The 23,480-nt window shown below is 62.9% G+C and carries 17 protein-coding genes, 1 tRNA gene and 1 pseudogene; 14 read left to right on the top strand and 5 right to left on the bottom strand.

Going from position 1 to position 23,480, the window contains the following annotated elements:
* Window positions 1-6: 6 nt before the first annotated feature.
* Entirely contained in the window at window positions 7-1,317 is a 1,311-nt protein-coding gene (locus C8264_RS09240; protein ID WP_162783539.1) for an MFS transporter, read from the bottom strand.
* 375 nt (window positions 1,318-1,692) lie between these two features.
* On the opposite strand from C8264_RS09240, the gene C8264_RS09245 reads away from it, so the two are divergent.
* Window positions 1,693-3,354, top strand: a complete 1,662-nt coding sequence (locus C8264_RS09245; RefSeq protein WP_245893010.1) for an ABC transporter ATP-binding protein — start codon at window positions 1,693-1,695, stop codon at window positions 3,352-3,354.
* A 1-nt stretch (window position 3,355) separates the two neighbouring features.
* Here C8264_RS09245 and C8264_RS09250 read toward each other — a convergent pair whose 3' ends face one another.
* Window positions 3,356-4,444 carry a YihY/virulence factor BrkB family protein gene (locus C8264_RS09250; protein WP_162783540.1) on the bottom strand — a complete coding sequence of 363 codons (1,089 nt, stop codon included), beginning with the start codon at window positions 4,442-4,444 and terminating at the stop codon, window positions 3,356-3,358.
* A 172-nt stretch (window positions 4,445-4,616) separates the two neighbouring features.
* Here C8264_RS09250 and C8264_RS09255 point away from each other — a divergent pair, with 172 nt between their 5' ends.
* The 8 genes from C8264_RS09255 to C8264_RS09290 all read left to right on the top strand — a co-directional run bounded on the left by C8264_RS09255 (window position 4,617) and on the right by C8264_RS09290 (window position 15,141).
* On the top strand, window positions 4,617-5,690 hold the full coding sequence (locus C8264_RS09255) for a LacI family DNA-binding transcriptional regulator (protein ID WP_245893011.1): 1,074 nt from the start codon (window positions 4,617-4,619) through the stop codon (window positions 5,688-5,690).
* A gap of 193 nt (window positions 5,691-5,883) precedes the next feature.
* Entirely contained in the window at window positions 5,884-8,655 is a 2,772-nt protein-coding gene (locus C8264_RS09260; protein ID WP_108460706.1) for a glycoside hydrolase family 2 protein, read from the top strand.
* A gap of 141 nt (window positions 8,656-8,796) precedes the next feature.
* Window positions 8,797-9,882 carry an ABC transporter ATP-binding protein gene (locus C8264_RS09265; RefSeq protein WP_108460707.1) on the top strand — a complete coding sequence of 362 codons (1,086 nt, stop codon included), beginning with the start codon at window positions 8,797-8,799 and terminating at the stop codon, window positions 9,880-9,882.
* 121 nt (window positions 9,883-10,003) lie between these two features.
* Window positions 10,004-11,281 carry an extracellular solute-binding protein gene (locus C8264_RS09270; RefSeq protein ID WP_108460708.1) on the top strand — a complete coding sequence of 426 codons (1,278 nt, stop codon included), beginning with the start codon at window positions 10,004-10,006 and terminating at the stop codon, window positions 11,279-11,281.
* A 63-nt stretch (window positions 11,282-11,344) separates the two neighbouring features.
* Window positions 11,345-12,223, top strand: a complete 879-nt coding sequence (locus C8264_RS09275; protein WP_108460709.1) for a carbohydrate ABC transporter permease — start codon at window positions 11,345-11,347, stop codon at window positions 12,221-12,223.
* A gap of 62 nt (window positions 12,224-12,285) precedes the next feature.
* Window positions 12,286-13,113, top strand: a complete 828-nt coding sequence (locus C8264_RS09280; RefSeq protein WP_205245655.1) for a carbohydrate ABC transporter permease — start codon at window positions 12,286-12,288, stop codon at window positions 13,111-13,113.
* A 443-nt stretch (window positions 13,114-13,556) separates the two neighbouring features.
* A tRNA-Cys gene (locus tag C8264_RS09285) sits at window positions 13,557-13,631 on the top strand.
* Between the two features lie 208 nt (window positions 13,632-13,839).
* On the top strand, window positions 13,840-15,141 hold the full coding sequence (locus tag C8264_RS09290) for a PQQ-dependent sugar dehydrogenase (protein ID WP_108460711.1): 1,302 nt from the start codon (window positions 13,840-13,842) through the stop codon (window positions 15,139-15,141).
* 143 nt (window positions 15,142-15,284) lie between these two features.
* Here the strand turns inward: C8264_RS09290 and C8264_RS09295 are convergent, their stop codons facing one another.
* The 3 genes from C8264_RS09295 to C8264_RS09305 form a co-directional block, all read right to left on the bottom strand.
* Window positions 15,285-15,689 (bottom strand): VOC family protein, encoded by a 405-nt coding sequence (locus C8264_RS09295; protein ID WP_108460712.1) that lies wholly within the window; start codon window positions 15,687-15,689, stop codon window positions 15,285-15,287.
* Window positions 15,690-15,807: 118 nt separating this feature from the next.
* Entirely contained in the window at window positions 15,808-16,182 is a 375-nt protein-coding gene (locus C8264_RS09300; RefSeq protein ID WP_108460713.1) for a YciI family protein, read from the bottom strand.
* Between the two features lie 69 nt (window positions 16,183-16,251).
* Window positions 16,252-17,175: an EamA family transporter gene (locus C8264_RS09305; RefSeq protein ID WP_245893012.1), complete on the bottom strand. Its 924-nt coding sequence runs from the start codon at window positions 17,173-17,175 to the stop codon at window positions 16,252-16,254.
* A 76-nt stretch (window positions 17,176-17,251) separates the two neighbouring features.
* On the opposite strand from C8264_RS09305, the gene C8264_RS09310 reads away from it, so the two are divergent.
* From C8264_RS09310 to C8264_RS09330, 5 genes and pseudogenes are all read left to right on the top strand, one after another.
* The gene (locus C8264_RS09310) at window positions 17,252-18,313 is read left to right on the top strand and encodes an aldo/keto reductase (protein ID WP_108460714.1); all 1,062 of its coding nucleotides are present in this window, start codon (window positions 17,252-17,254) and stop codon (window positions 18,311-18,313) included.
* Window positions 18,306-18,989 carry a fumarylacetoacetate hydrolase family protein gene (locus C8264_RS09315; RefSeq protein WP_245893013.1) on the top strand — a complete coding sequence of 228 codons (684 nt, stop codon included), beginning with the start codon at window positions 18,306-18,308 and terminating at the stop codon, window positions 18,987-18,989. The genes C8264_RS09310 and C8264_RS09315 overlap by 8 nt, the downstream gene beginning before the upstream one ends.
* Window positions 18,989-20,077, top strand: a complete 1,089-nt coding sequence (locus tag C8264_RS09320) for an ATP-dependent DNA helicase (protein WP_108460716.1) — start codon at window positions 18,989-18,991, stop codon at window positions 20,075-20,077. The genes C8264_RS09315 and C8264_RS09320 overlap by 1 nt, the downstream gene beginning before the upstream one ends.
* Before the next feature lie 145 nt (window positions 20,078-20,222).
* Window positions 20,223-22,070, top strand: a pseudogene (locus C8264_RS09325) (cation:proton antiporter domain-containing protein); the annotation flags it as partial.
* 745 nt (window positions 22,071-22,815) lie between these two features.
* Entirely contained in the window at window positions 22,816-23,244 is a 429-nt protein-coding gene (locus tag C8264_RS09330) for an RrF2 family transcriptional regulator (RefSeq protein ID WP_108460718.1), read from the top strand.
* Window positions 23,245-23,480 lie beyond the last annotated feature (236 nt).

Consider the following 23,480-nt stretch of genomic DNA (forward strand, 5'->3'; position numbering starts at 1 on the left):
CAGTCCTCAGGTCAATGAGGTTTGCCGCGTTTCTATCCTGATCATGAACGCCGCCCCCGCCGCCAACAGCAGCAGGACGGCGAACAGCCCGATCGCGACGGAAAAGCCCTGTGCAATCACCAGCGCCAGAGCCGATGGCGCCAACAACCCGCCCAGACGCGCCATCGATCCCGCCGCGCCCATGCCGGTTGCCCGGCTGGCCGTGGGGTAGAGCTCGGGCGTGAAGGCGTAGAGCGCCCCCCAGGTGCCCAGCAGGGCAAAGCTCATCAGGAGAATGGAGCCCCCGATAAACAGGCTTTCCGAAGCGACAAGGAACAGGGCGCAGCCGACCGCACTCAGCAGCAGGAATGCAATCAGCGTGGGTCGGCGGCCCCAGCTCTCGACACCCCATGCGGCGAGGGCATAGCCAGGGAGTTGCGCCAGAGCCACCAGAACCAGGAAGCCGTAGCCGCGCACATAGCCAAAGCCTTCGTCGGCCAGTCGCGCCGGCATCCAGGTGAATACGCCGTAGTACGAGATCGAGACCAGGAACCAGACCAGAAGGACCCAGACCGTGCGGTGGCGCAGCATGGGAGAGAATATGCTGGATTGAGCAACGGGCGCAGGGATGACGATTTCGTCGCCGGCTACCAGTTGGGGCGCGCCATTGGCGTCGAGCACCTGATTGAGGACCTGTTTGGCTTCCTTGGCCTTTCCCTTGCGCAACAGGTGATGCGGGGATTCCGGCACCCAGAGCCGCAGCCAGATGCCCACAACGGCGGGCAGGCCGGTGACGAGGAAGATATAGCGCCACCCATCGGCCGGTACGTAGAGGCTGACCGCCCATGCCGCCAGGGCAATAACCACGGTTCCCACTGCCCAGAAACCTTCCAGCATCACCAGCCATCGCCCGCGTGAGCGCGCCGGCAGGAACTCTGCCATCAGCGCGTAGTCGACCGGCAAGGTGCCGCCCACCGCAAGACCCGTCAGAAACCGCAGGCCCAGGAGGATGGCGAAGTTCGGTGCAAAGACCGACAGCAGACCGAACACGGCATCCATCGCGACCGTGATGATCAGCACTTTCCGACGCCCGAAGCGGTCGGCCAGGCGGCCGAAGAGGCTGGCGCCGATCAGCATACCCAGGAAAAACAGGGTTCCGGTTTGGAGCGCTTCCGGTATCGAGAGCCCGAACGTTGCCGCGATGGACGCGCCGGTAAAGCCGACCGCCAGAACCTGCATTGCGTCGGCCGCCCAGACCAGCCCGAACACCATCAGCAATTTTCGCTGGAACGAGCCCGTACCGGCGCGGGTAAGGATATCATCGACAGTCTGCGGCACAGCTCTCTCCCCTGCTGTAATAGCGAGCGAAGCGGTAGGTCGATTCTGGGCGCGCTGCAACGCAGGTGATGGCTCGGCTTGCCCAATAACGCTGGCTGCGCCATACTATGGCTTCAAGCACGCACCAGGAGAGCGAGATGAAAACCTTCGTGTCCCACCAGAAAGGAGCCGATCAACAGGACATGATGCGTTATGCACTTCCACTTTCCATGGGCGAGGGCCACAGCCGACACACGCCCTAGCCGCTTTTTCAAACACCGTTTCTTAAACCTATTCCAGCCGACGCCCGCGCCTCGACCAAGCGCCCGCTGGCGCACGTTTTTATCTTATTATCGTCCCCACCTGCCGCTGCTCGCGGGCGATCTCGCCTGTGCAATGCTTATTGCGGCAACGGCGCTGGCGCTGCCGCTTTGTGCAAATTACGTGACCCGCAATCTGGTTGAACTGCCCGAGGCGCCGCAAGCCATTGGCAGCATCTACGCCGTAGGCGGATTGATGCTGGCGCTGCTTGCCGCGCAGGTGCTGGCAATCTTCTTCGTGGACTATCAGGGCCATGTCATGGGCGCCAGGATCGAGGCGTCCCTGCGCAAGGAGCTGTTCGAACACTGCCAGAAGCTCTCCTTCAGCTTCTACGATGGCCAGCGCGTGGGGCAGTTGATGAGCCGCATCACCAACGATTCCCTATGGATCGGCGAGCTTTATCATCATGGGCCCGAGGACCTTTCGATCTCAGCGCTCAAATTCTTCGGAGCGCTCGCGGTCCTCACCTTTATCGATCCGGTGCTGACCTTGCTGATTGCCGGTCTGACGCCGTTCGCGGTGGTCTATGCCCTCCATTTCAATCAGCGGATGAACCGGGCCTTGCAGCAAAGCAAGGAGCAGATCGCCAGCGTCAATGAAAGGGTGGAAGATGCGCTGGCCGGCATCAGGGTCGTGCAATCCTTTGCCAATGAAGACCTCGAGGCGCGGCGTTTTGGCGAGGCCAACGGGCTGTTTCTCGAGAGCCGCAAGGATGGCTATCGCAGCGAGGCATTTTTCTCGGTCGGCAGCGAGACATTCGCCCAATTGGTGACGGTGATCGTGATCGTTGTCGGTGCCGTTCGGGTGGTGAACGCCCAACTGACGGTCGCCGAAATGCTGACCTTTTTGTTGTGCGTTGCGGTGCTGGTCGATCCGGTGCAGCGCCTGGCCAATTTCGTGCGGCTTTGGCAGGAGGGCTATACCGGGTTCGTGCGGGCCATGGAACTGCTCGAAATCGCGCCGGATATCGAGGATCGGCCCCATGCCAGGGAACTGGACCGCGTCAAGGGCGCTATCAGTTTCCGCAATGTGGGTTTCAGCTACGAAGCGGAAGGAGCCCGGGTCCTGAGCAATCTATCGCTCGATATTGCGCCCGGCGAATTTGTCGCGCTGGTCGGGCCGTCAGGGGTAGGAAAATCAACGCTTTGCGCCTTGATTCCCCGATTCTACGAGGTCAATTCGGGGCAGGTGCTGATCGACGGCACGGACGTCCGCGATGTTACCTTGGCATCGTTGCGCCGCAATGTCGGGGTGGTGCAGCAGGACATCTATTTGTTCAGTGGGACCGTGGCGGATAATTTGCGGTATGGGCGGTCGGATGCTTCGGATGAGGCGGTGATCTCGGCGGCCAAGGCGGCGAATGCGCATGAGTTCATCATGGCGTTGCCGCAGGGTTATGGCACCGATATTGGGCAGCGCGGGGTGAAGCTGTCGGGTGGGCAGAAGCAGCGGCTGACGATTGCCCGGGCCTTCCTAAAGAACCCCGCCATCCTCATTTTCGACGAGGCGACCAGTGCCCTGGACAATGAGAGCGAGCGGGCGGTGCAGCAGGCGCTGCTGGAGCTAACCCGCGGGCGGACAACGATTGTTATCGCCCATCGGCTGTCGACGGTGCGCCATGCCGACCGCATTGTGGTGTTGACGGAGCATGGTATTGGCGAGGAGGGCAGCCATGATCAGCTCATGGCGGCGGATGGGCTTTATGCCAATCTGCACCGGGTGCAGGGCAGTATCTAGCTCACTTTCGCGGCCTTGATCGCAGGGCGGCGAGGGCCAGGGAGACGGGCAGGGCGACGGCCATCGAGCCGAGCGAATGGCTGCGCTGGGGACGGTATTTCTCCTGCGCAGCCTGGAAGCCTGCCTGCCATTCGGCGCTGTTTTGCGGCGAGCTTGCTGCCGAATTGCTTCGGTTCTGCTCCCCATTTGCTGCAACGTTTGCTTCGGTCTGTCGCTCCGCCTCGGAATTGAGCTCGGCGCCGATGATTACCGCCGTGACGGTAATCCAGATCCAGGTCAGCAGCGCGATGAGGCCGCCGAGCGAGCCATAGGTCTTGTCGAAATTGCCGAAATTTGCGGCGTACCAGGAGAACAGCAGCGACACGACCATGATGGCGAGTGTGGCAAGGATCGCGCCGGGCGTTATCCAGCGCCAGCGGGCCTGCTGCCGGCTCGGGCCAAATCTGTAGAGAGCAGCCAGCCCCAGCAGCAGGGCGAGGGCCAGCAGCACATAGGAGCCGATGCGGATCAGCCATTCGAACCCGGTGCCGAGGCCGATGAACTGCAGAACGATAGGCATCAGCACTGCCGCGCCGATCATCAGCATGGCGCCGACGATGCCGGCCAGGGTGAACAGCAGCGCCGTGGCGTTGAGGACGAAGAAATTGCGGCTTTCGCGCTCGTCATAGGCCACGTTCATGGCTTCGAACATGGTCTTGACGCCGGAGCTGGCGCTCCATAGCGCGATGGCGAGGGAGATGAACAGCGCCAGGCCCAGGGTTGTGCCGCCGGTGCTGGCAAGGCGTGTCAACTGCTCGTTGATGATAGCCATGCCGCCTTCGGGCACCACCGACGACAGCATTTGAACCTGCTCGGAAACCGTGGTCGGATCGGTGAACAGGCCGTAGATCGAGACAAAGGCGGTCAGCGTGGGGAACAGCGACAACAGCAGATAATAGGTGACGGCGGCGGCGATCAGGGTCACCCGGTCATCGTTTATCTCCTGGTAGGTCCGCCACAAAATGTCCTTCCAGCCGGTCGGCGGTATCTGCTCGGGGCTTTCGGCGTGCCGGCCCTTGCCGCTTTCCGGGCCGTGATCTGCAGGGGACATTTTGCGCTCCATTTTGGAGGCAAACGGCGGCTCCTGTCGGGCGGTTGCACATGCGCTGCCGGTTGCTCGGAGGGTACGCAGTAGTGGCGGCTTGCCAGCGCCGGTTTGTTGTTGATATCTATTAGTCGATATTTTCCACCATTCCGGACCCTTTATGCCGCGGCGCAACGACATGAACGGATCTGCCGGGAGCGTGGTGCGGGCCGGGCGGCGGGCGCAATCGCGCCGGGTGACGATGACGGACGTGGCGCGTGAAGCCATGTGTTCCCAGGCAACAGTGTCCTTCGTGCTCAACAATGCCCCGGGCATCAAACTGTCGTCCGAAACGCGGCAGCGGGTGTTCGATGCGGCGCGGCGGCTTGGCTATATCGCGCCGCTCTCGGGGGCGAATCTGCGGCCCGAAACTGCTACGCCGCAGATCGGCTTCGTGGTCGATCAATTGGCGACCAGCCCGGAAGCGGCCATTGCCATCGACGGCATCAATACCGCCGCACGCTCGAACGGCATGATCGTCATGGTGGCGCAGACCTCCAACGACCCGCTGGTGCAATCCCAGGTGGTGCGCGCCTTCAAGGAACAGGGCGCCTCGTGCCTTGTTTATATGACGATCTTTACGCGCGAGGTGGAATTGCCGCCGGAGATCCTGGCGTTGGATATTCCGGTGTTCCTGCTCAATTGCTACACCGAAAATCAGTCGCATCCGGCCGTAGTGCCGAGCGAGATTGCCGGCGGGCAGCGCAGCACGCGGCACCTGATCGAGCATGGACATCGCCGCATCGCGACCATCACCGGGGAAATCTGGATGGAAGCGGCACAGGACCGGCTCAAGGGTTATCGCCGCGCGCTGGCCACGGCGGATATTCCGTTCGATCCGGCGCTGGTGGTGGAGGGCAACTGGTCGGCAAGCGCGGGTTATGAAGGCACCCGCAAGCTGCTGGCGCTCGACAACCCGCCGACGGCGATATTCTGCCAGAACGATCGCACGGCGATTGGCTGCTACGAGGCGCTCAAGGAGGCGGGGCTTTCCGTGCCCCGCGATATGTCTGTGGTGGGCTATGACGACGAGGAAATCTCGCGCCATCTGCATCCACGGCTGACGACATCCATCCTGCCGCACCGGGCGATGGGGCAGTGGGCGATCGAGCAGTTCGAACTGGGCCTGGCCAGTGCTGCGCGGTTTCCGATCACCAAGCTCGAATGCCCGCTGGTCGAGCGGGATTCAGTCGCGGCGCCACGGTCTGCCTAAGGTGGAGGCCCGGTGGCACGACCTCGTGGTTCGACAGGCTCACCATGAGGTCTGCTGGGTGATCCCATTCTGTGTGATGCGCTTGAGGTCGCGACCAGTTCGACCGATGTGCACACCCCAAATGGGCCTCTTGCCAGCGTCGCGGACCCGGCCTAAGCTAATAATAATATAACTAATATCGTCGAGGGTGGAGATGGATCACAGCAGCCTGGCAAATGCCGAGCAATCGCAGGCGCCGACGCGTCGCACGGCTTCGCTGGATGGCGTGTGGCGCTTCCGGCATGAGGATGGACCGTGGCGCGACGCGCATGTTCCGTCGCCCTGGCAGGCAGAGTTTTCCGATCTGGTCGATACCAGCGGCCATGCGGTTTACCAGCGCAATTTCACCGTGCCCGAAGGCTGGGCCGACAAGGAGTTGGCGCTCAAGTTCGGCGCGGTCAGCTATTTCTGCGATGTGTTCCTCAATGGCGAGAAGCTGGGCAGCCATGAAGGCGCCTATCTGCCGTTCGAGTTCGTGCTGCCGCCGCATCTGCTCAAGGCGCAGAACGAAATCGAAGTGCGGGTGACCATGCCTTCGTCCGACCAGCGCGCCTATCCCGATTACCCGTTCAGCGAAGTGCCGCACGGCAAGCTCAGCTGGTATGGCCGCATTGGCGGGCTGTGGCAGTCGGTGACGCTGGAAGCGCGCGATGCGCGCCGCACCACCGAAGTTGTTGTCACCGCTGGAATGGATGGGGTGTTGAACCTCGATCTGGGGTTCTCCGCTGATGCTGCCGGGCTCGATGCCGAGATCAGCCTGCGGGATGCCGATGGGTCGGTGGTCGCAAGCGCGACCGTCTCCGCGGCGGAGACGGCAACGGTCAGTCTTGCGGTACCCGATGCCAAGCTCTGGTCACCCGAGGCGCCCAATCTTTATGCGCTGACAATCGATCTGGGTGCCGGTGTCGACCGGCTGACACAGAACATCGGTTTCCGCACCATCACGACCGAGAACGGACAAATCCTGCTCAATGGCCAGCCGCTCTATATGCGTGGCGCGCTGGACCAGGATTACTATCCCGAGGGTATTTATACCACGCCGTCGCTGGAGTTCCTCGAGGACCAGGCGCGCAAGGCCAAGCATCTCGGGCTCAATTTGCTGCGCTGCCATATCAAGGTGCCGGACCCGCGCTATTACGACGTGGCGGATCGCCTGGGCCTGCTGGTCTGGACGGAAATCCCGAACGTTGCGAGCTTCACCACCCATTCGGCCCAGCGGATGCGCGACACCATGACGGGCATTCTGGCCCGTGACCGCAACCATCCCTCGATCATCGCCTGGACGATCATCAACGAGGATTGGGGCACGCGGCTGGTGGAGAATGCCGAGCACCGGCAATGGCTCAAGGATGCTTATGACTGGCTCAAGGCCGAAGATCCGAGCCGGCTGGTGGTCGACAATTCGGCCTGTTTCCCGAACTTCCACGTCAAGACAGACCTCAACGACTACCATTATTACCGCTCGGTGCCCGAGCGGCGGCAGGAATGGGACGACATAACCGCCCAGTTCGCCGCCGGCGCCGACTGGACGTTCTCCTCCCTCGGAGACGCCGAGCGCCGGGGCGATGAGCCACTCATCGTTTCGGAGTTCGGCGTGTGGGGGCTGCCCGACCCGAGCAAGCTGCGCCGCGAGGACGGCAGCGAGCCCGACTGGTTCGAGACGGGTGCGGTATGGGGCGACGGCGTTGCCCTGCCGCATGGCGTGGAAAAGCGCTTCGCAGCGCTCGACCTGCACCGGACCTTTGGCTCGTTCCCGGCCTTTATCGAGGCTGCGCAATGGTATCAGTTCATGAATTTGCGCTACCAGATCGAGCAGATGCGGCTGCATCCCTCGATCATGGGCTATGTCATCACCGAACTGACGGACGTGCATTGGGAGGCCAATGGCCTGCTCGACATGGAGCGCAACCCGCGCGTCTTCCATGACGTCTTCAGCCAGATCAATACCGACATCGTTATCGTGCCGCGGCCGGAGCGTTATTCGGCCTATGCAGGAGCGAAGCTGCCGATCGAAGTCAACATCGCCACGGGCGGGCTGAGCGTGCCCGAGGGGGCGGAGCTGCGCTGGAGCGGGGATGTCGAAGGTTCGACCGCGATTGCGGCGACAGAACCGGTTTCAACCACCGTGACCGTACTCAACCTCGAAATGCCGCAGGCCAGCGCCAATCGCATGGTGCATCTGGATTTCGTGCTGACCGCGAACGGGCAGGAACTGGCGCGCAACAGCCTCGAGGTTTCCCTGTTCGCAGCGCGGGACACGGCCAGCCTGCCGTGCCTGGCGGTTGCGGACCCGCAATTGGCCGAGTACGCCCAAGGCCTGGGCTATCGCGTGGTGGGGGCCGATGAGGCGGATGTGCATCTGGTGCATGCTGTCGATGGCGATGACGTCGAAGCCATAAAGGCCGGGGCGCGCTATGCGATCCTTGCCGATGGCTCGGTCGAGACCAACAAGAATTTGCGCGCCGACATGCCGGTGGGCGAACTGCCCCATCGCAGCATCGTCGCCGATGGCATCCAGTTCCGGCCGTCGCTGGACCAGCATCTGCCGGGCATCAACCTGGTCGAGCGGGACGGCACGATCTGGCGCGGCGACTGGATTGCCGGTTTTTCCTGGGTGCGGCGCGACGGTCCGTTCCGCAACATTCCGGGCGGCCCAATTCTCGACCTGTCGTTCTCGGGCGTGGTGCCGCACTATCTGATGACCGGCTTCCGGCCATGGGAATATGGCTCCAACGTGCATGCCGGCATCGTGGTCGGCTGGGTGCACAAGCCGGCGGCGATAGTGGTCGAAAAGAAAGTGGGGCGCGGCGGCGTCGCGGCAACGACGTTCCGCCTGACGCGGGAGGCGCCGGGCGCCGATCCGCTGGCCGCCGCACTGTTTGATGCCGTGGTGCAAACCGCGCTGGAAATCGTGGTGGATCGCTAAAGCGTGCACCGGCATGTTTTGTGGTGGATTGACTAGGACGACCCAAGCCTGATTAGTATGATAAATGGGTGCGAGCGACCGCAGAGTTGCCGCATCCGATAGGTGGATGTTGCAGGGCCGAGGCCCCGCCGAGGAGACACAATGGCCGATATCGTCCTCAATGAGGTCAGCAAGTCGTTTGGCGCGGTGAGCGTGCTCGACAAGGTGTCCATGCACATCAAATCGGGTGAGTTCATCGTGTTCCTGGGGCCATCGGGCTGCGGGAAATCCACCTTGCTGCGCATGATTGCGGGCCTCGAACAGGTTAGCGAAGGCGAGATCTTCATTGGGGACCGCCGGGTCGATCAATTGCCACCCAACGAGCGTGGCGTCTCCATGGTGTTCCAGAACTACGCGCTCTATCCGCATATGAGCGTGCGCGACAATATGAGCTTCGGGCTGCAGAATGTCGGCACGCCCAAGGACGAGATCGCCCGCCGGGTCGATGAAGCCGCGCGCATGCTGGAAATCGGCCAATTGCTGGATCGCAAACCCGCCCAGCTTTCGGGCGGGCAGCGGCAGCGCGTCGCCATCGGCCGGGCGATTGTACGCGAGCCGGTGGCGTTCCTGCTCGATGAGCCATTGTCCAATTTGGACGCCGGCCTGCGGGTGCGGACGCGCGTGGAACTGGCGCAGTTGCACCACCGGATCGGCACCACGATGATCTTCGTGACGCACGACCAGACCGAAGCCATGACCCTGGCAAGCCGGATCGTGGTGATGAACAACCGCCGCATCGAGCAGATCGGCAAGCCCATGGAAATCTATTCGCGCCCGGCCAGCCGGTTCGTGGCAGCGTTCGTGGGTTCGCCCGCGATGAATTTCCTGCCGGTAACGGGGGTCAGCGACGCGGGTGGGTTTGCCGCGATCAGCTTTGCCGGGCAGGGGCCGGTCACCACCACCGTGCCATTCACCGATATTCCCAAGGACAAACTTACCTTCGGCATACGCGCCGAGGCTGCGCGCATTTCGCGCGAGGGGCAGGGCGTCACGGGCGTGGTCGACGTGGTCGAGCGGCTCGGTGAGCGCACGCTGGTCTATGTGAGCCTGCCCGACGGTACGCCGCTGATCGCCGAAGACGAAGGCGTCAGCGCGGTCGAGCCAGGTCAAACCGTGCACATCGCCATAGATGGCGGTGCGGGGATCATCTTCGATGAGCCCGGCAAAGCATATCACGCCGCAAAATAAGCGGCGGAGCAATTCAGGGCCGTCCCAGGACGGTTATCTGAACATCGGCGCGGATCGCATCGCCGGCGAGCCGCAATGCCAGAGGAAATGGCGCCGGGGCCCTGCCCCAAGGGAGGATTACGTGAAGACATTTTTGAAGATCGCTATGCTGTCGACCGCGCTGCTGTCGGTCGGCTCCGTCCAGGCCCAGGAAACCGTGGTGTGGTGGGATTTTCTCAGCGGCGGCGACGGCGTGCGCATGAAGGCGCTGATCGAGCAGTTCAACACCGAGCATGCCGGCGAAATCGAAATCCAGCCGACGACGCTGGAATGGGGTACGCCGTTCTACACCAAGGTGCAGACCTCGGCCGCCATCGGTGAAGGCCCCGATGTGATGACCTATCACCTCTCGCGCGTGCCGCTCGGGGTGGAATCGGGTGCCCTGGCCCCGATCAGCGCCGAAGACCTTGCGGGCGTTGACCTCGGGCCGGATACCTTTGCGCCGGCCAACTGGGAAGCCGGGCAGATCGAGGGCCAGCAATATGCCGTGCCGTTCGATATCCACTCCCTGATCCTCTACTACAACAAGGACAAGCTGGCCGAAGCGGGCCTGCTTGGCGAAGACGGGCTGCCGACCGGCCTCGATGGCGCCGACAATTTCATGGCGGCGCTCGAAAAGCTTCGCGGCGGCTCGGAATATGCGCTGTCGCTGCAGACTTCGGGCGATGGTACGCCGTGGCGCGTGTTCTATTCGCTGTTCGGCCAGCAGGACGGCGTGTTCCTGGCCGAGGATGGCACATTCTTCCCCGAGGAAAGCATTCCGAAGGCCGTCGCTGCCGTCGAAACCATGGCCAGCTGGGTCGAAGGCGGTCTTGCGCCGGCATTGACCGAATATGAAGGCTCGGTGGCCCTGTTCACCTCTGGCGCTGCTGCGCTGCACCTGAACGGCGTGTGGGAAGTGCCCACCATGGCCGACCTGTCCGAAAAGGGCGAACTGGGCTTCGAGTGGGGCGCCATTGCAGTCCCGACCTTCTTTGACCATCCCGCGACCTGGGCCGACTCGCATGGCTTTGCCATCCCGAACAATGTCGGCAAGGAAGTGACGCCCGAGAAGAAGGCCGCCGTGCTCGAAGTCATCTCCTGGATGAACAAGAACTCGCTGGCCTGGGCCAATGCCGGTCACATTCCGGCCTATACGCCGGTTCGCGAAAGCGAAGAGTTCAAGACCATGCAGCCAAACGCCACCTATTCGATCCTGGCCGACACCGCGGTGTTCGATCCTCGCTCGACCCTGGCCGGCGTTGCATCGCCCGTCTATGACGCTGTGGCAAACTATATCAGCCCGGCCATGAACGGCGAGCTCGAACCTCAGGACGCCATCGAAGAGATGAAGGCCGACCTGCAGGATCAGGCTGAATAACAAGTCCCTCGCATCTGGCTCGGTGGCGGAGCGCCACCGGGCCTTCTTGAGGCCGGAGCACCCATGATCAGGAACCACCGCGGCGAAGTTGCGATTGCCTATCTGTTTATCCTACCGTTCGTGCTGACGTACGGCGTGCTGTTCCTGTGGCCAACCCTGCAGATGGTCTATCTCAGCTTCACCGACGCGCCGCTGATCGGCCCCGGCGAGTGGATCGGCTTCGAGAATTATGTCGAAATGTTCGACGACCGCAGGTTCTGGACCTCGGTCAAGAATACCGCCTACTTCGTTGCGCTGACGGTGATCCCCAACACGCTGATCGGCCTGGCCATTGCCATGATGGTGTCGCGCCTCAAGGGCTGGCAGCAGAGCCTGATCCTGGCGATGTTCTTCCTGCCCTATATCCTGCCGGTATCGGTGGTCTATCGCATCTGGAACTGGATGTTCAACTTGCAGTTCGGCATCATGCAATACCCGCTGACCTGGGTTTTCGGGAAGCCAACGCCGGTATTCCGTACCCAGTGGATGTTCATGCCCGCGGTGGCGTTCGTCACTATCTGGTGGACATGCGGCTTCAATATCCTGCTGTTCCTTTCCGGCCTGCGCTCGATTTCGACCGATATCTATGAGGCCGCAGCCCTCGACAATGCCAGCCGCTGGACCATTTTCCGCCGCATAACCTGGCCGCTGATCTGGCCGGTGACGGCGCTGGTGCTGACCATCCAGCTGATCCTGCAGCTCAAGATCTTCGATCAGGTCTATCTGTTCGTGCAGGGCGGCCGCCCCGATCCATCGATGGTGCTGGTGCAATATATCTACAGCCAGGCATTCCAGAAAAACCAGGGCGGCTATGCCGCCGCGATTGCCGTGGCGCTGTTTGTCATCGTGATCGTCTTCTCCGTGCTGCAATTCCAGCTGCTTCGTGCCCGAGGTGAAAAATGAGTATTGCCGAGAGCCGGGACGCTGACATTGGCGCTGCCGCAGCCTCCAAACGGGCGCGGACCATCAAGACGCTCGATATCGGCGGGCTGATCCTGACACTGGTGACGGTGATCTTCGCCGTGCTGTGGGCCTTCCCGATCTATTGGGGCGTGGTTACCTCGCTCAAGCCAGAATCCCAGGTCATCGCCAAGACGGTAGAGTTCCTGCCGCGCACCTGGACGATCGACGCCTATTGGCACGTGCTGGTCAACACCATGATCGGGCGCTGGTATCTCAACTCGCTGGTGACATCGGTCGCGGTGACGCTGCTGACCCTGGTCATCAGTGCAACCACCGCCTATGCCCTGTCGCAGCTTCGCTTTCCGGGCCGCACGCTCATCTGGTACATGATCCTGGCGAGCTTCATGGTTCCGATCGCCGCGCTGATCGTCAACCACTTCATCCTGATGGCGCAGTTCGGCCTGATCAACACATGGATCGGCGTCATCCTGCCCCAGCTGATCCATCCCGTGGTGATCATCGTCTACAAGAACTTCTTTGACTCGGTGCCCAAGGAGTATCGGGAGGCCGCCAAGATGGATTCAGCCAATGAATGGCGCATCTTCAGCCGCATCTACCTTCCGATGAACTGGGGTGTCACGACGGCCCTCGCCATCGTCACCTTTATCGGTGCCTGGAACAACTTCCTGTGGCCGTTCCTTGCGGTATCCAAGCCGGAGATGATGAACGTTGCCGTCGGCATCACTCAGGTGAACGACGCCTTTGGCGTGCAATATGCCCGCGAACTGGCCGGTGCCATTCTGGCGGCGCTGGTGGTTGCCGTGCTTTATTTGATCTTCCAGCGTCGGGTGACGCAGGCGATCATGCTGTCGGCTGGGGTGAAGGGGTGAAGTGTCGTTGAGCAGGGTCCACAGTAGACCTCATCCTGAGCTTGTCGAAGGACGAGGTCGTGGCACCAATCCTCCACTCGCTCGACCTCGTGGTTCGACAGGCTCACCATGAGGCCTTCTGGGGCCCTTCGTCTGAGGGAGTGTTTACGTCCGGCCGCTAGTTTTGATGATGCAACAACCACCACGTCATTCCCGCGAAAGCGGGAACCTCTGTTTTTCTTGCAACCATCGCCAACGGAGGTTCCCGCTTTCGCGGGAATGACCCGGTGGAAAGCGTACCGATTTATCCAACGCGGTGTTCTTGAATACATTGCGCCACTGGCAGGCGTTTGATGTGCGTTCGGCGAGTATGCAGGACCGTGCTGCAGCAATTTCAGTCTCTCTTAACCGCGCTGCGGGATTGCGTTGACCCTGTTGCTGCACAAAAATAATAATAGGGGCATGGCCTCGTGGCGGAGGGACACGCAGGGGATTGCAAATCCCCGGACCCTTGGTTCAAGTCCAGGGCGAGGCCTCCATTTCCCTGATTGCTTGCGAAGCTGGCAAAGGAATTTTTCTTCATTGCCAACCAGAAGTGGGATTCCCGCGTCCGCGGAAATGACGCCGTGGATGTTTGAGGTGAACACTGCCGGGCTTGCCAATAGATTGTGCGAAAGGCTGGTTTTTAGGCCGGCGCAATGCCATTAGGTTGATCCAAGTCCCGGGTTTCGCAATCGAGATGCTTTCATGACCGACACTTCCATTTTCGCCCGCGCCGTTGCCGCCATCGGCGCTGTCGCCGTTGCCGTGCGGCACTCCAAGGATGGTCCGCGCGCGCCGGTTTATGGCACGGCACCGAGCATTCCCGAGGCCAAGCCGCAGGGCGCAATTCCGACGCTGAAAATGCCGACTGCCCAGGGCTGGGAGAATGGGCGCACGCCCATCGCCGCACCGGGGCTCAAGGTCACGGCCTTTGCTGCCAAGCTCGATCACCCGCGCAATATCTATGTGCTGCCCAATGGGGATGTGCTGGTAGCGGAATCCATGGGTGAATCGGGTAACCCCAAGACATTGTTCGACCACGCCATGTCGAGCACCATGAAGCGGGCCCGCGCTTCGGGCGATAGTCCCAATCGTATTACCCTGCTGCGCGACAGCGATGGCGACGGGATTGCCGAGACGCGCCATGCGTTTATCGAAAACGTGCGCCAGCCCTTTGGCATGGTGCTGCTGGGCGATACGCTCTATGTGGGCGCGAGCGATGCCGTGCTGGCCTATCCCTACCAGCCCGGCTCCACCAGGATCACGACACCGGGCCGCAAGATCATGGATCTCGTGCCCGGCGGGCACTGGACGCGTAACCTGATCGCCAGCAAGGATGGCAGCAAGCTTTATGTTGCCGTCGGCTCGCTCAGCAATATCGGCGATGCGGGTTTCGATGCGGAGATCAACCGCGCCTGCATCCATGAGCTGGACCTGGCAACCGGCCAGTCGCGCATTTTCGCGGGCGGGCTGCGCAATCCCGTCGGCATGGCCTGGGAGCCGGGCACGGATACGCTTTTTACCGTCGTCAACGAACGCGACGGGCTGGGCGATGAAACCCCGCCCGACTATCTGACCTCGGTGCGCGATGGCGGCTTTTATGGCTGGCCCTACAGCTATTGGGGCAAGACGGTGGATGACCGCGTGCCACAGGACGCTGCCAAGGTGGCGTCGGCCCTGGCGCCGGATTATGCGCTGGGCGGGCATACTGCCTCGCTGGGCCTTTGCTGGTTGCCCGAGGGAACCCTGCCGGGCTTTCCCGCCGGCATGGCCATCGGCCAGCATGGCTCGTGGAACCGCAGCAAGCTCAGCGGCTACAAGCTGGCTTTCGTGGCGTTCGAGAATGGCAAGCCAACCGGATTGCCGCGGGAAATTCTCACCGGCTTCCTGTCAGCGGATGAGAAGTTCTCCTTTGGCCGCCCGGTCGGCGTGGCGTTGGCGGCCGATGGCGCCGTGCTGATGGCCGACGACGTGGGTGACGTGATCTGGCGCGTCACGGGCGCCTGAAGGGGGTCATTTCCGGCACTTGCCGGCTTTCCAGTTATCACCGGGTAATTCCCGCGAAAGCGGGAACCTCCGTTTCAAAACAGGGGTTCCCGCTTTCGCGGGAATGACGCGGTGGATGGAACTGACAGCAGGCTCAGCCCGCTTTATGCGTCTTTTTGCACGGACTGACCGATGGCCCAGGTGACGCCGAACGGGTCCTTGAGCTGGCCATAGATGTCGCCCCAGAATTCCTGCTTGAGGGGCGAGGTGACGGTGCAGCCGGCGCCGACTGCCCGATCCCACCATTGCTGGGCATCATCGACATGCAGATGCAGATTGAACGCCTGGGGCGCAACCGGCGGATAGCCATAATCGGGGAAGAAGTCGGACAGGAATAGCGGCGTGCCGTTGACGTCGACCTGCGCATGCATCAACCGGTCGCCCGCGTCGTTTGGAATGGCCTCCCGCTCGATGGCGCCAAATGCCTGAACATAGAAATCGATGGCCTTGCGGGCCCCGTCGACGCTGAGATAGGGCGTGAGGCCGCTCTTGGGGCGAAACTCGTTCATGGGGGTCTCCTCTGGAACTGGTTATGCCGAGACGACGAGCCAGTTCACGCCGCTTCGACACGGCTGGCAAGATTAATTGCGCGGGCGCGAATGCCGCCGGAGGCAGCGGCATTGTCCGTCACCTGGCGGGCTCGCCGGGGTGATAAAGCGAGACCGGCCGGATTTCATAGGAACCGAGGCCCGGATTGGCGACTGCGAGGTCCTTGGCGAACTGGACGGCTTCGTCCAGCGTGTCGCAATCGGCGACATAGAAGCCCAGGAACTGCTCCTTGGTTTCGGCGAACGGCCCGTCGATAACGATCGGTTCGCCCGAGCTTTTGCGCAGTGTGGTGGCGGCGGTGGTTGGCTGCAGCCGCGCGACTGGGCCGAGCTTGCCCTTGGCTTTCATGGCGTCCTGGACCTTGCCGAGGCGCGCCATGCAGGCGTCATCCTCTTCCTTGGTCCAGGTGGCGACAGCGTTCTCATCGTTATAGCAGAGGATGGCGTAAAGCATTCTGGTCCCTCGTCAGTTTGCTGGGCGGGGAACTATGCCTGATTTGGATGCCGGGTGAAGCCCCTTTCGTCAGGAAACCGGTGGCGGGGCGTTGCGGGCGATGGTCACCGTGGCGCCGAGCGAAGCGATGATGATCGCGGCGATGCCCGCGAGTTGCCACGGGCTCAGTCTTTCGCCAAGCACCAGAAGGCCCATCAGGGCCGCAAGCGCCGGTTGTCCGCTCATCAGTATGCCGAAGAGGCGCGAGGGAATATGGGGCAGGGCAACCATGTCCAGCGCATAGGGAATGGCGCTTGAGAGCAGCGCGACGCCCAGCGCCAGGGGCAGGATGGCGGGGTCGAGTAGCGCCGTCCCCGCCGTGGCGACGCCGAACGGCAGGGCGATGATGGCGGCAATCGAAACACCGAGCGCGGTGATATGCGGGCCTCCACCGGTGCCGGCCCGCTGGCCGAAAATGATGTAGCCCGCCCAGCAGCCGCCGGCGGCCAGCGCCAGCAGGATGCCGGGCAGGGCGATATTGCCTGAGGTATGCCCCAGCGGCAGGAGCGCGCCAAAGCCTGCGACCGCCAGCGCGATCCAGAAAAAATCGAGCGGCTTGCGCGATCCGGCCAGGGCAACTGCCAAGGGGCCGGTGAATTCCAGCGCCACGGCCACGCCCAGGGGGATGGTGGCGAGCGCCGCGTAAAAGAACAGGTTCATGGCGCCCATCGTGGCCCCATAAAGCCAAACGAAGCGCCATTGCCGCCGGTCCAGTTTTTGCCGCCAGGGTTGGAACACGACCAGCAGCACCATGGCGGCGAGGGTCAGCCGCAGCGTGGTGGCGCCGGCCGCGCCGACCTGGGGAAAGAGGCTCTTGGCGAAGGATGCCCCGGTCTGGGTGAAGACCATGCCGAGGGTGATGAGGGCGACGGAAAGGAGGACAGATGGAGGCCGCACGGAAAGCGCTTTCGAGGTGAGGCGTTTGCTGTAGCGCGGTTCGAGGCTTCGTGCCACGCCCTCGACACCAATCCATTGACCCGATCCTCATTGCCCGGTAGCGCTAGGGAGCAAGAACAAAGGAGGAATGTCGATGGAGTATCGCTATCTCGGCCGCTCGGGCCTGAAGGTCTCGACGCTGACCATGGGCACCATGACATTTGGCGGCTCGGAGCGGATCGGCAACACGGCGCAGGACGATGCGACACGCCAGATCGACATGTGCCTCGATGCCGGGATCAACCTCCTCGATACGGCCAATGTCTATAATGCCGGCGTTTCCGAGGAGATGATCGGGGTCGCGCTGGCCGAGAATGGGCGGCGCCAGAGAACGCTTGTCGGCACCAAGGTGCGCTTCAAGATGGGGGAGGGTCCCAACGAGATCGGCCTCTCGCGTCACCACATCATCGAGCAGTGCAAGGCGAGCCTGCGCCGGCTCAAGACCGACCATATCGACCTCTACCAGGTGCATGAGTGGGACGGTATGACGCCGATCGAGGAGACCATGGAGGCGCTCGATACGCTCGTGCGCCATGGCCATGTCCGCTATATCGGCTGTTCCAATTATTCCGGCTGGCACATCATGAAGGCGCTGGCGGCTGCCGGTGCCCGCGGTGGGGAGCGGTTCGTTTCACAGCAGATCCATTACACCCTTCACTCCCGGGAAGCGGAATATGAGCTGGTGCCGATCAGCCAGGATCAGGGGCTGGGGATACTGGTCTGGTCGCCGCTCGCCGGCGGGCTGTTGTCGGGCAAGTACCGGCGCGATGGCGGGCCCAAATCGGGCCGGCATGTCGGGGGCTTCCGCGAACCACCGGTTTATGACTGGGAAAAGCTCTATGACATCATCGACGCCATCGTGGCGGTTGCCGAGGCGCGCGGCGTGTCCGGTGCGCAGGTGGCGCTGGCTTGGCTGTTGGGACGGCCTGGGGTGAGTTCGGTCATCATCGGCGGGCGCTCGGACGAGCAGTTCAGGGACAATCTGGCGGCGGCCGAGCTCAAGCTGACGGCAGAGGAGCGCGCGAGCCTCGATGCGGCGAGCCAGCCGCCATTGCTTTATCCATACTGGCACCAGTCATTTACGGCGCAGGACCGTCTGGGCCCCATCGATCTGGACCTGATCGGACCTTATGCAGAGGACTTCAAGCGTGGCTGATTTCTTGTTCGAGCCTTATGCCCCGGTTACCGTGCCGATCGCGCGGGGCGGGCTGTTCGCGGTGCGGCGCATCTATTGCGTGGGCCGCAACTACGTTGAGCACATCCGCGAGATGGGCAATGACGAGCGCGATCCGCCGTTCTTTTTCGCCAAGCCGGCGGATGCCGTGGTGGTTGGCGGCGCATCCATCCCCTATCCACCGCAAACGGCCGATCTGCATCACGAGATCGAACTGGTGGTTGCCATCGGCAAGGACGGCAGCGACATCGCCGTTGGGGATGCGCTGGACCATGTCTATGGTTACGCGGCCGGGCTCGACATGACCCGGCGTGACCTGCAGGCTTCGGCGAAGAAGGCCGGGCGTCCGTGGGAGATGGCCAAGGCGTTCGATTATTCGGCGCCTATCGGCACCATCGAGCCGGCCAGCGCCATCGGCCACCCGGACAAAGGCGGCATCATGCTGTCGGTCAATGGCGCGGTGCGCCAGCAGGGTGATCTGGCCGAACAGATCTGGAGCGTGAGTGAAGCGATCGCTCACCTCAGCGGCTTCGTGACGCTGCGGGCGGGCGATCTCATCATGACGGGCACGCCTTCGGGTGTGGGCGCGGTGGTGCGCGGGGATGTGCTGGAAGGCGCCATCGAGGGTGTCGGCACCGTCCGGACAATTATCGCCTGATGCCTGCCTGGTCTCCCCAGCAGGACGCGGCGCTAAAGGCCGTGTCCGATTGGCTCAAGGACAAGAACGGACCCCAGGTGTTCCGCCTGTTCGGCTGGGCCGGCACCGGCAAGTCGACGCTTGCGGTGCACCTGGCGCAGGACGTGCGCAGCGTCAAGTTCGCGGCCTTCACGGGCAAGGCGGCGCTGGTCATGCGCAAGCGCGGCTGCAAGGGCGCCCAGACCATTCATTCGCTGATCTATACGCTGGTCAGCGAAAAGGAGGGTGAGCCGCGCTTTGTGCTGGATGACGAAAGTCCCGCCGCCGACGCCGATCTCATCGTCATCGACGAGGTGTCGATGGTCGACGAGCAATTGGGCAAGGACCTGCTCAGCTTCGGGGTCAAGGTGCTGGTGCTGGGCGATCCGTTCCAGCTGCCGCCGGTGCAGGGCGCGGGGTTCTTCACCGCCGACGAGCCCGACATCATGCTGACCGAAATCCACCGGCAGGCCGCCGACAACCCGATCATCCACCTCTCCATGCAGGTGCGCGAGGGCGGTTTCCTCGAACGCGGCTCCTATGGCGATTCCATCGTGGTCGGGCGCGATCATGTCGACCGCAATGCGGTGCTTGAGGCCGACCAGGTGCTGGTGGGCCGCAACAAGACGCGGCTGCAGTACAATGACCGGCTGCGGGAGCTCAGGGGGCTGCCGTTTCATGAGCCGGTGCTGGGCGACCGCATGGTCTGCCTGCGCAACAATCCGCGCAAGAAGCTGCTGAACGGGCAAATCTGGATCGTGACCGAGGCCACCCGCCGCACCAACGGCAAGTGGAGCCTGTTGCTGGGGGCCGACGAGGGCAAGGGCGAAGCCAAGGTTTTGACCCACAAGGCGTTCTTTTCCGGCGAGGAAGACGCCATGGGCTGGCCCGAGCGGCGCCAGTTCGACGAGTTCACCTTTGGCTATTGCCTCACCGTGCACAAGGCGCAGGGCTCGCAGTGGGACAATGTCTATCTGTTCGACGAGAGCTTCGTGTTCCGTGAGGAGCGCGCGCGCTGGCTTTATACCGGCATTACGCGGGCCGCTGAAAAGATCACGGTCGTCTCGTAGGCCGGCCGGCGGCACGACCATCGCCAAGCCAGCCTAATTGCTGACGTTTTCGTTTCGCACAACGCTTGCGCGTCAGGTTTCGATATCCCATCTTGGTAGTCGAGATTTCAGTTTCACCCCAGTCTTGAACCCAGCCGGAGGCAATATGCACCACGACACCCCCCTGATCTCAACGATCGTCGCGGGTCTGGTGCTGGCGTTTATCTTCGGGATGATAGCCAACCGGTTCCGCATGCCGCCACTGGTGGGGTATCTACTGGCCGGTGTGCTGGTGGGTCCCCATACGCCCGGCTTCGTGGCCGACCAGGCGCTCGGGGCGGAACTGGCCGAACTTGGCGTGATCCTCCTGATGTTCGGGGTGGGACTGCATTTTTCGCTCAAGGATTTGATGAGCGTGCGGGCGCTCGCCATTCCCGGCGCCATCGCCCAGATCGCCTTGGCGACGCTGCTTGGCCTGGGGCTGGCGCTCCTGCTGGGCTGGGGCATCGGCGCGGGGCTGATCTTCGGTCTGGCGCTGTCGGTTGCCTCCACCGTGGTGCTGCTCAAGGCGCTGCAGGACCGGCGTCTCATCGAGACCGAGCGCGGGCGCATCGCCGTGGGCTGGCTGATCGTGGAAGATCTGGCCATGGTGCTGGCGCTGGTGCTGATCCCCGCCATTGCCAGCCTCAGCGGCGTGGAAAACGCCGTGCACGACCCGTTCGTGTCGTTCGTGGAACGCCTGATAGGCGGGTCGGTCGGGATCTGGGGCGTGCTGGCGCTCACCATCGTCAAGATCGCCGCCTTTGTCGGCTTCATGCTGGTCGTGGGCCGGCGCCTCATTCCGTGGGCGCTCCATGCCACCGCCCATACCGGCAGCCGCGAACTGTTCCGTCTTGCGGTCCTCGCCATTGCCCTGGGCGTGGCGCTCGGCTCGGCCGTGCTGTTCGGGGTTTCCCTGGCGCTGGGCGCCTTCTTCGCGGGCATGATCCTTTCCGAAAGCGAGCTCAGCCACCGCGCCGCGCAGGAAACCCTGCCCCTGCGCGATGCGTTTTCCGTGCTGTTCTTTGTTTCGGTCGGCATGCTGTTCGACCCCAGCATCATCGTCACCAATCCGCTGCCGATCCTGGCCACGGTCTTCATCATCGTCATCGGCAAGTCGCTCGCCGCCTTCGGCATCGTCCTGCTGTTCAGGAGGCCGGTCGCCACGGCATTGACCATTTCGGCGTCGCTGGCGCAGATCGGCGAGTTCTCGTTCATTCTGGCCAGCCTTGGCGTATCGCTCGCCATCCTGCCGCGGGAAGGGCAGGATCTGATCCTGGCCGGCGCATTGATCTCCATCGTGCTCAACCCGGTGGTATTCTGGGCGCTGGACCTCGTCAGGCCGCGGTTCGAGGCGAAGGCGGCGCAGCACCGTGCCGCCCGCATGGAGCGCGATGGCGTGCGCATCGAGCCCGGCGAACCCCCGGCAGCTGCACAGGGTCCGCTGACTACCGATGCGCCGGGTGAACCCGCCATAGACACCGGCGCGCCCGGAGCCGATGACGATGTGCCCGAGCCCACTACGCAAACCGATCACACGGTTCTCGTCGGCTTCGGCCGCGTCGGGCGCACGGTGGGCGAGGGGCTTCACGCGGCTGGTGCGCCGCTGGTCGTCATCGAGGATATTGACCATGCCGTGGCTGCGGCCCGCGCCAAGGGTATCGAGGTCGTGGTGGGCAATGCCGCCAGCGCCGCAGTGCTGCAACTGGCCAATCTGCCCGCCGCGCGTTCCCTCTTGATCGCCATTCCCAACGGCTTTGAGGCCGGCACGGTCTGCGAGGTGGGCCGCAAGCTTTGTCCGTCCATCCGTATCATCGCCCGGGCTCACTCCGACGAAGAAGAGGCGCATTTGCGAGCGCTTGGTGCCGATACCGTCATCATGGGCGAGCGCGAAATCGGGCTGGGCATGCTGGCCTGGTTGCGCGGAGAGCGCCGGGCTGAGGTCGCCGCAGAACCTGCGCCGGCCGAGCCCAAATTGCCGCCGGTCGACAATATCCTGCAAACCGCTGGCGCTGCGCCTGTGATCGCCGAACTGATCCCGCTTGCCCCCGAGGAGGCAAGTCCCAGCGCTGAGGCGCCGGTTGCCGATGAAGCGGCTGTCGAGGCGGAGGAAAACCGGGAAGCAGTGCTGGAAGAAGAGTTGCCCGGCATTGAAACGCTGGAGCCGGAGATCATCGATGCTGATCTGGAACTGACGCCGCCAGAGACGCCGGATGAGGACACGGTGGAGGCCAGCGAGCCCGAGGTAATCGAATTGCCCGCTCCCGATGTTGAAACGGTGGATGCCGCGCCTTCAACTGCAGTTGAAGCCCTTGATGTCGGCGAGGCGCCACCGGCCATCGACGAGATCGTCGTGGCGGTGGTTCCGCAGTCGGGGCCCGCGCAGAGCATCGTCAGCGAAGTGGTGTTGCCGACGGAGATCATCGCCCTGGAGCCTCTGCCTGAGGACGCCATGCCGGCACTGGAGAGCGATCTGGAGCCGGAAGACGAAGCGGCAGTGGAGGGTGATATTGCGGCACCCGCCGAGCCCGATGGCGAACAGGAGACGGCCGGGCCGGACAAGAGCGAAGGCGTCGTACCGCCAGTGGTGCCGGAACCCCGGAGTTGAGGTCTTGTCAAAGGCCTCCAGCTTGGCGCATAGGTCTTGTCGGAGCCCACTCCGGCTCCACACCGGTGTAATGGATGCGCCTCCCAAAGCGCATCGCGACTAGTCGGCAGCAATGATTTCGCAGAAAGCCAAATACGCCCTACGCGCCCTGGTTTCCCTTGCCCGGGCGGGGCGTGGCGAAACCCGGATGATCGGCGAGATCTCCAAGGAACAATCGATTCCCAAGAAGTTCCTCGAACAGATCCTGCTTGAGCTCAAGCGCGCGGGCTATGTGGCCAGCCGTCGCGGGCGGTCGGGCGGCTATGAACTGCTCAAATCGCCCGAGCAGATCATGTTCGGCGAAGTGCTGCGGCTGATCGACGGGCCCATCGCGCCGCTGCCATGCCTGTCCAAGATCGCCTATCGCAAATGCGAGGATTGCCGGGATGAGGAATCCTGCGAGATCCGGCATGTGTTCGAGCGGGTGACATTGGCCACGCGCGCCGTGCTGGACCAGACCACGCTGGCGGATTCACTGCGGCTTGAGGATTTGCCGGTTTAAGTGCTGTACTTCACCTGACACTCTCCTGTCAGGGGGAGTGTTTATTTCCTCGTCTCCTGTCAGTCCCATCCACCGCGTCATTCCCGCGAAAGCGGGAACCCCACTTGTGTCGAAGGAAGTGAGATTCCCGCGTTCGCGGGAATGACAGGGTGATAATGGGGAACCCGGTAAGTGCGGGAAGTGAACACCCAAATACACCTGCCATTGGCACAAGGCAGTCAATAACGCCGTGCTGC

It is taken from the genome of Devosia naphthalenivorans (assembly GCF_003056355.1).
GTDB lineage: Bacteria > Pseudomonadota > Alphaproteobacteria > Rhizobiales > Devosiaceae > Devosia > Devosia naphthalenivorans.

Coding starts and splice junctions, on each gene's coding strand:
- C8264_RS09310 (WP_108460714.1), top strand. CDS start 17,252: ATGGAGTATCGCTATCTCGGCCGCTCGGGCCTGAAGGTCTCGACGCTG.
- C8264_RS09255 (WP_245893011.1), top strand. CDS start 4,617: ATGAACGGATCTGCCGGGAGCGTGGTGCGGGCCGGGCGGCGGGCGCAA.
- C8264_RS09245 (WP_245893010.1), top strand. CDS start 1,693: ATGCTTATTGCGGCAACGGCGCTGGCGCTGCCGCTTTGTGCAAATTAC.
- C8264_RS09250 (WP_162783540.1), bottom strand. CDS start 4,444: ATGTCCCCTGCAGATCACGGCCCGGAAAGCGGCAAGGGCCGGCACGCC.
- C8264_RS09275 (WP_108460709.1), top strand. CDS start 11,345: ATGATCAGGAACCACCGCGGCGAAGTTGCGATTGCCTATCTGTTTATC.
- C8264_RS09265 (WP_108460707.1), top strand. CDS start 8,797: ATGGCCGATATCGTCCTCAATGAGGTCAGCAAGTCGTTTGGCGCGGTG.
- C8264_RS09320 (WP_108460716.1), top strand. CDS start 18,989: ATGCCTGCCTGGTCTCCCCAGCAGGACGCGGCGCTAAAGGCCGTGTCC.
- C8264_RS09330 (WP_108460718.1), top strand. CDS start 22,816: ATGATTTCGCAGAAAGCCAAATACGCCCTACGCGCCCTGGTTTCCCTT.
- C8264_RS09300 (WP_108460713.1), bottom strand. CDS start 16,182: ATGCTTTACGCCATCCTCTGCTATAACGATGAGAACGCTGTCGCCACC.
- C8264_RS09295 (WP_108460712.1), bottom strand. CDS start 15,689: ATGAACGAGTTTCGCCCCAAGAGCGGCCTCACGCCCTATCTCAGCGTC.
- C8264_RS09290 (WP_108460711.1), top strand. CDS start 13,840: ATGACCGACACTTCCATTTTCGCCCGCGCCGTTGCCGCCATCGGCGCT.
- C8264_RS09260 (WP_108460706.1), top strand. CDS start 5,884: ATGGATCACAGCAGCCTGGCAAATGCCGAGCAATCGCAGGCGCCGACG.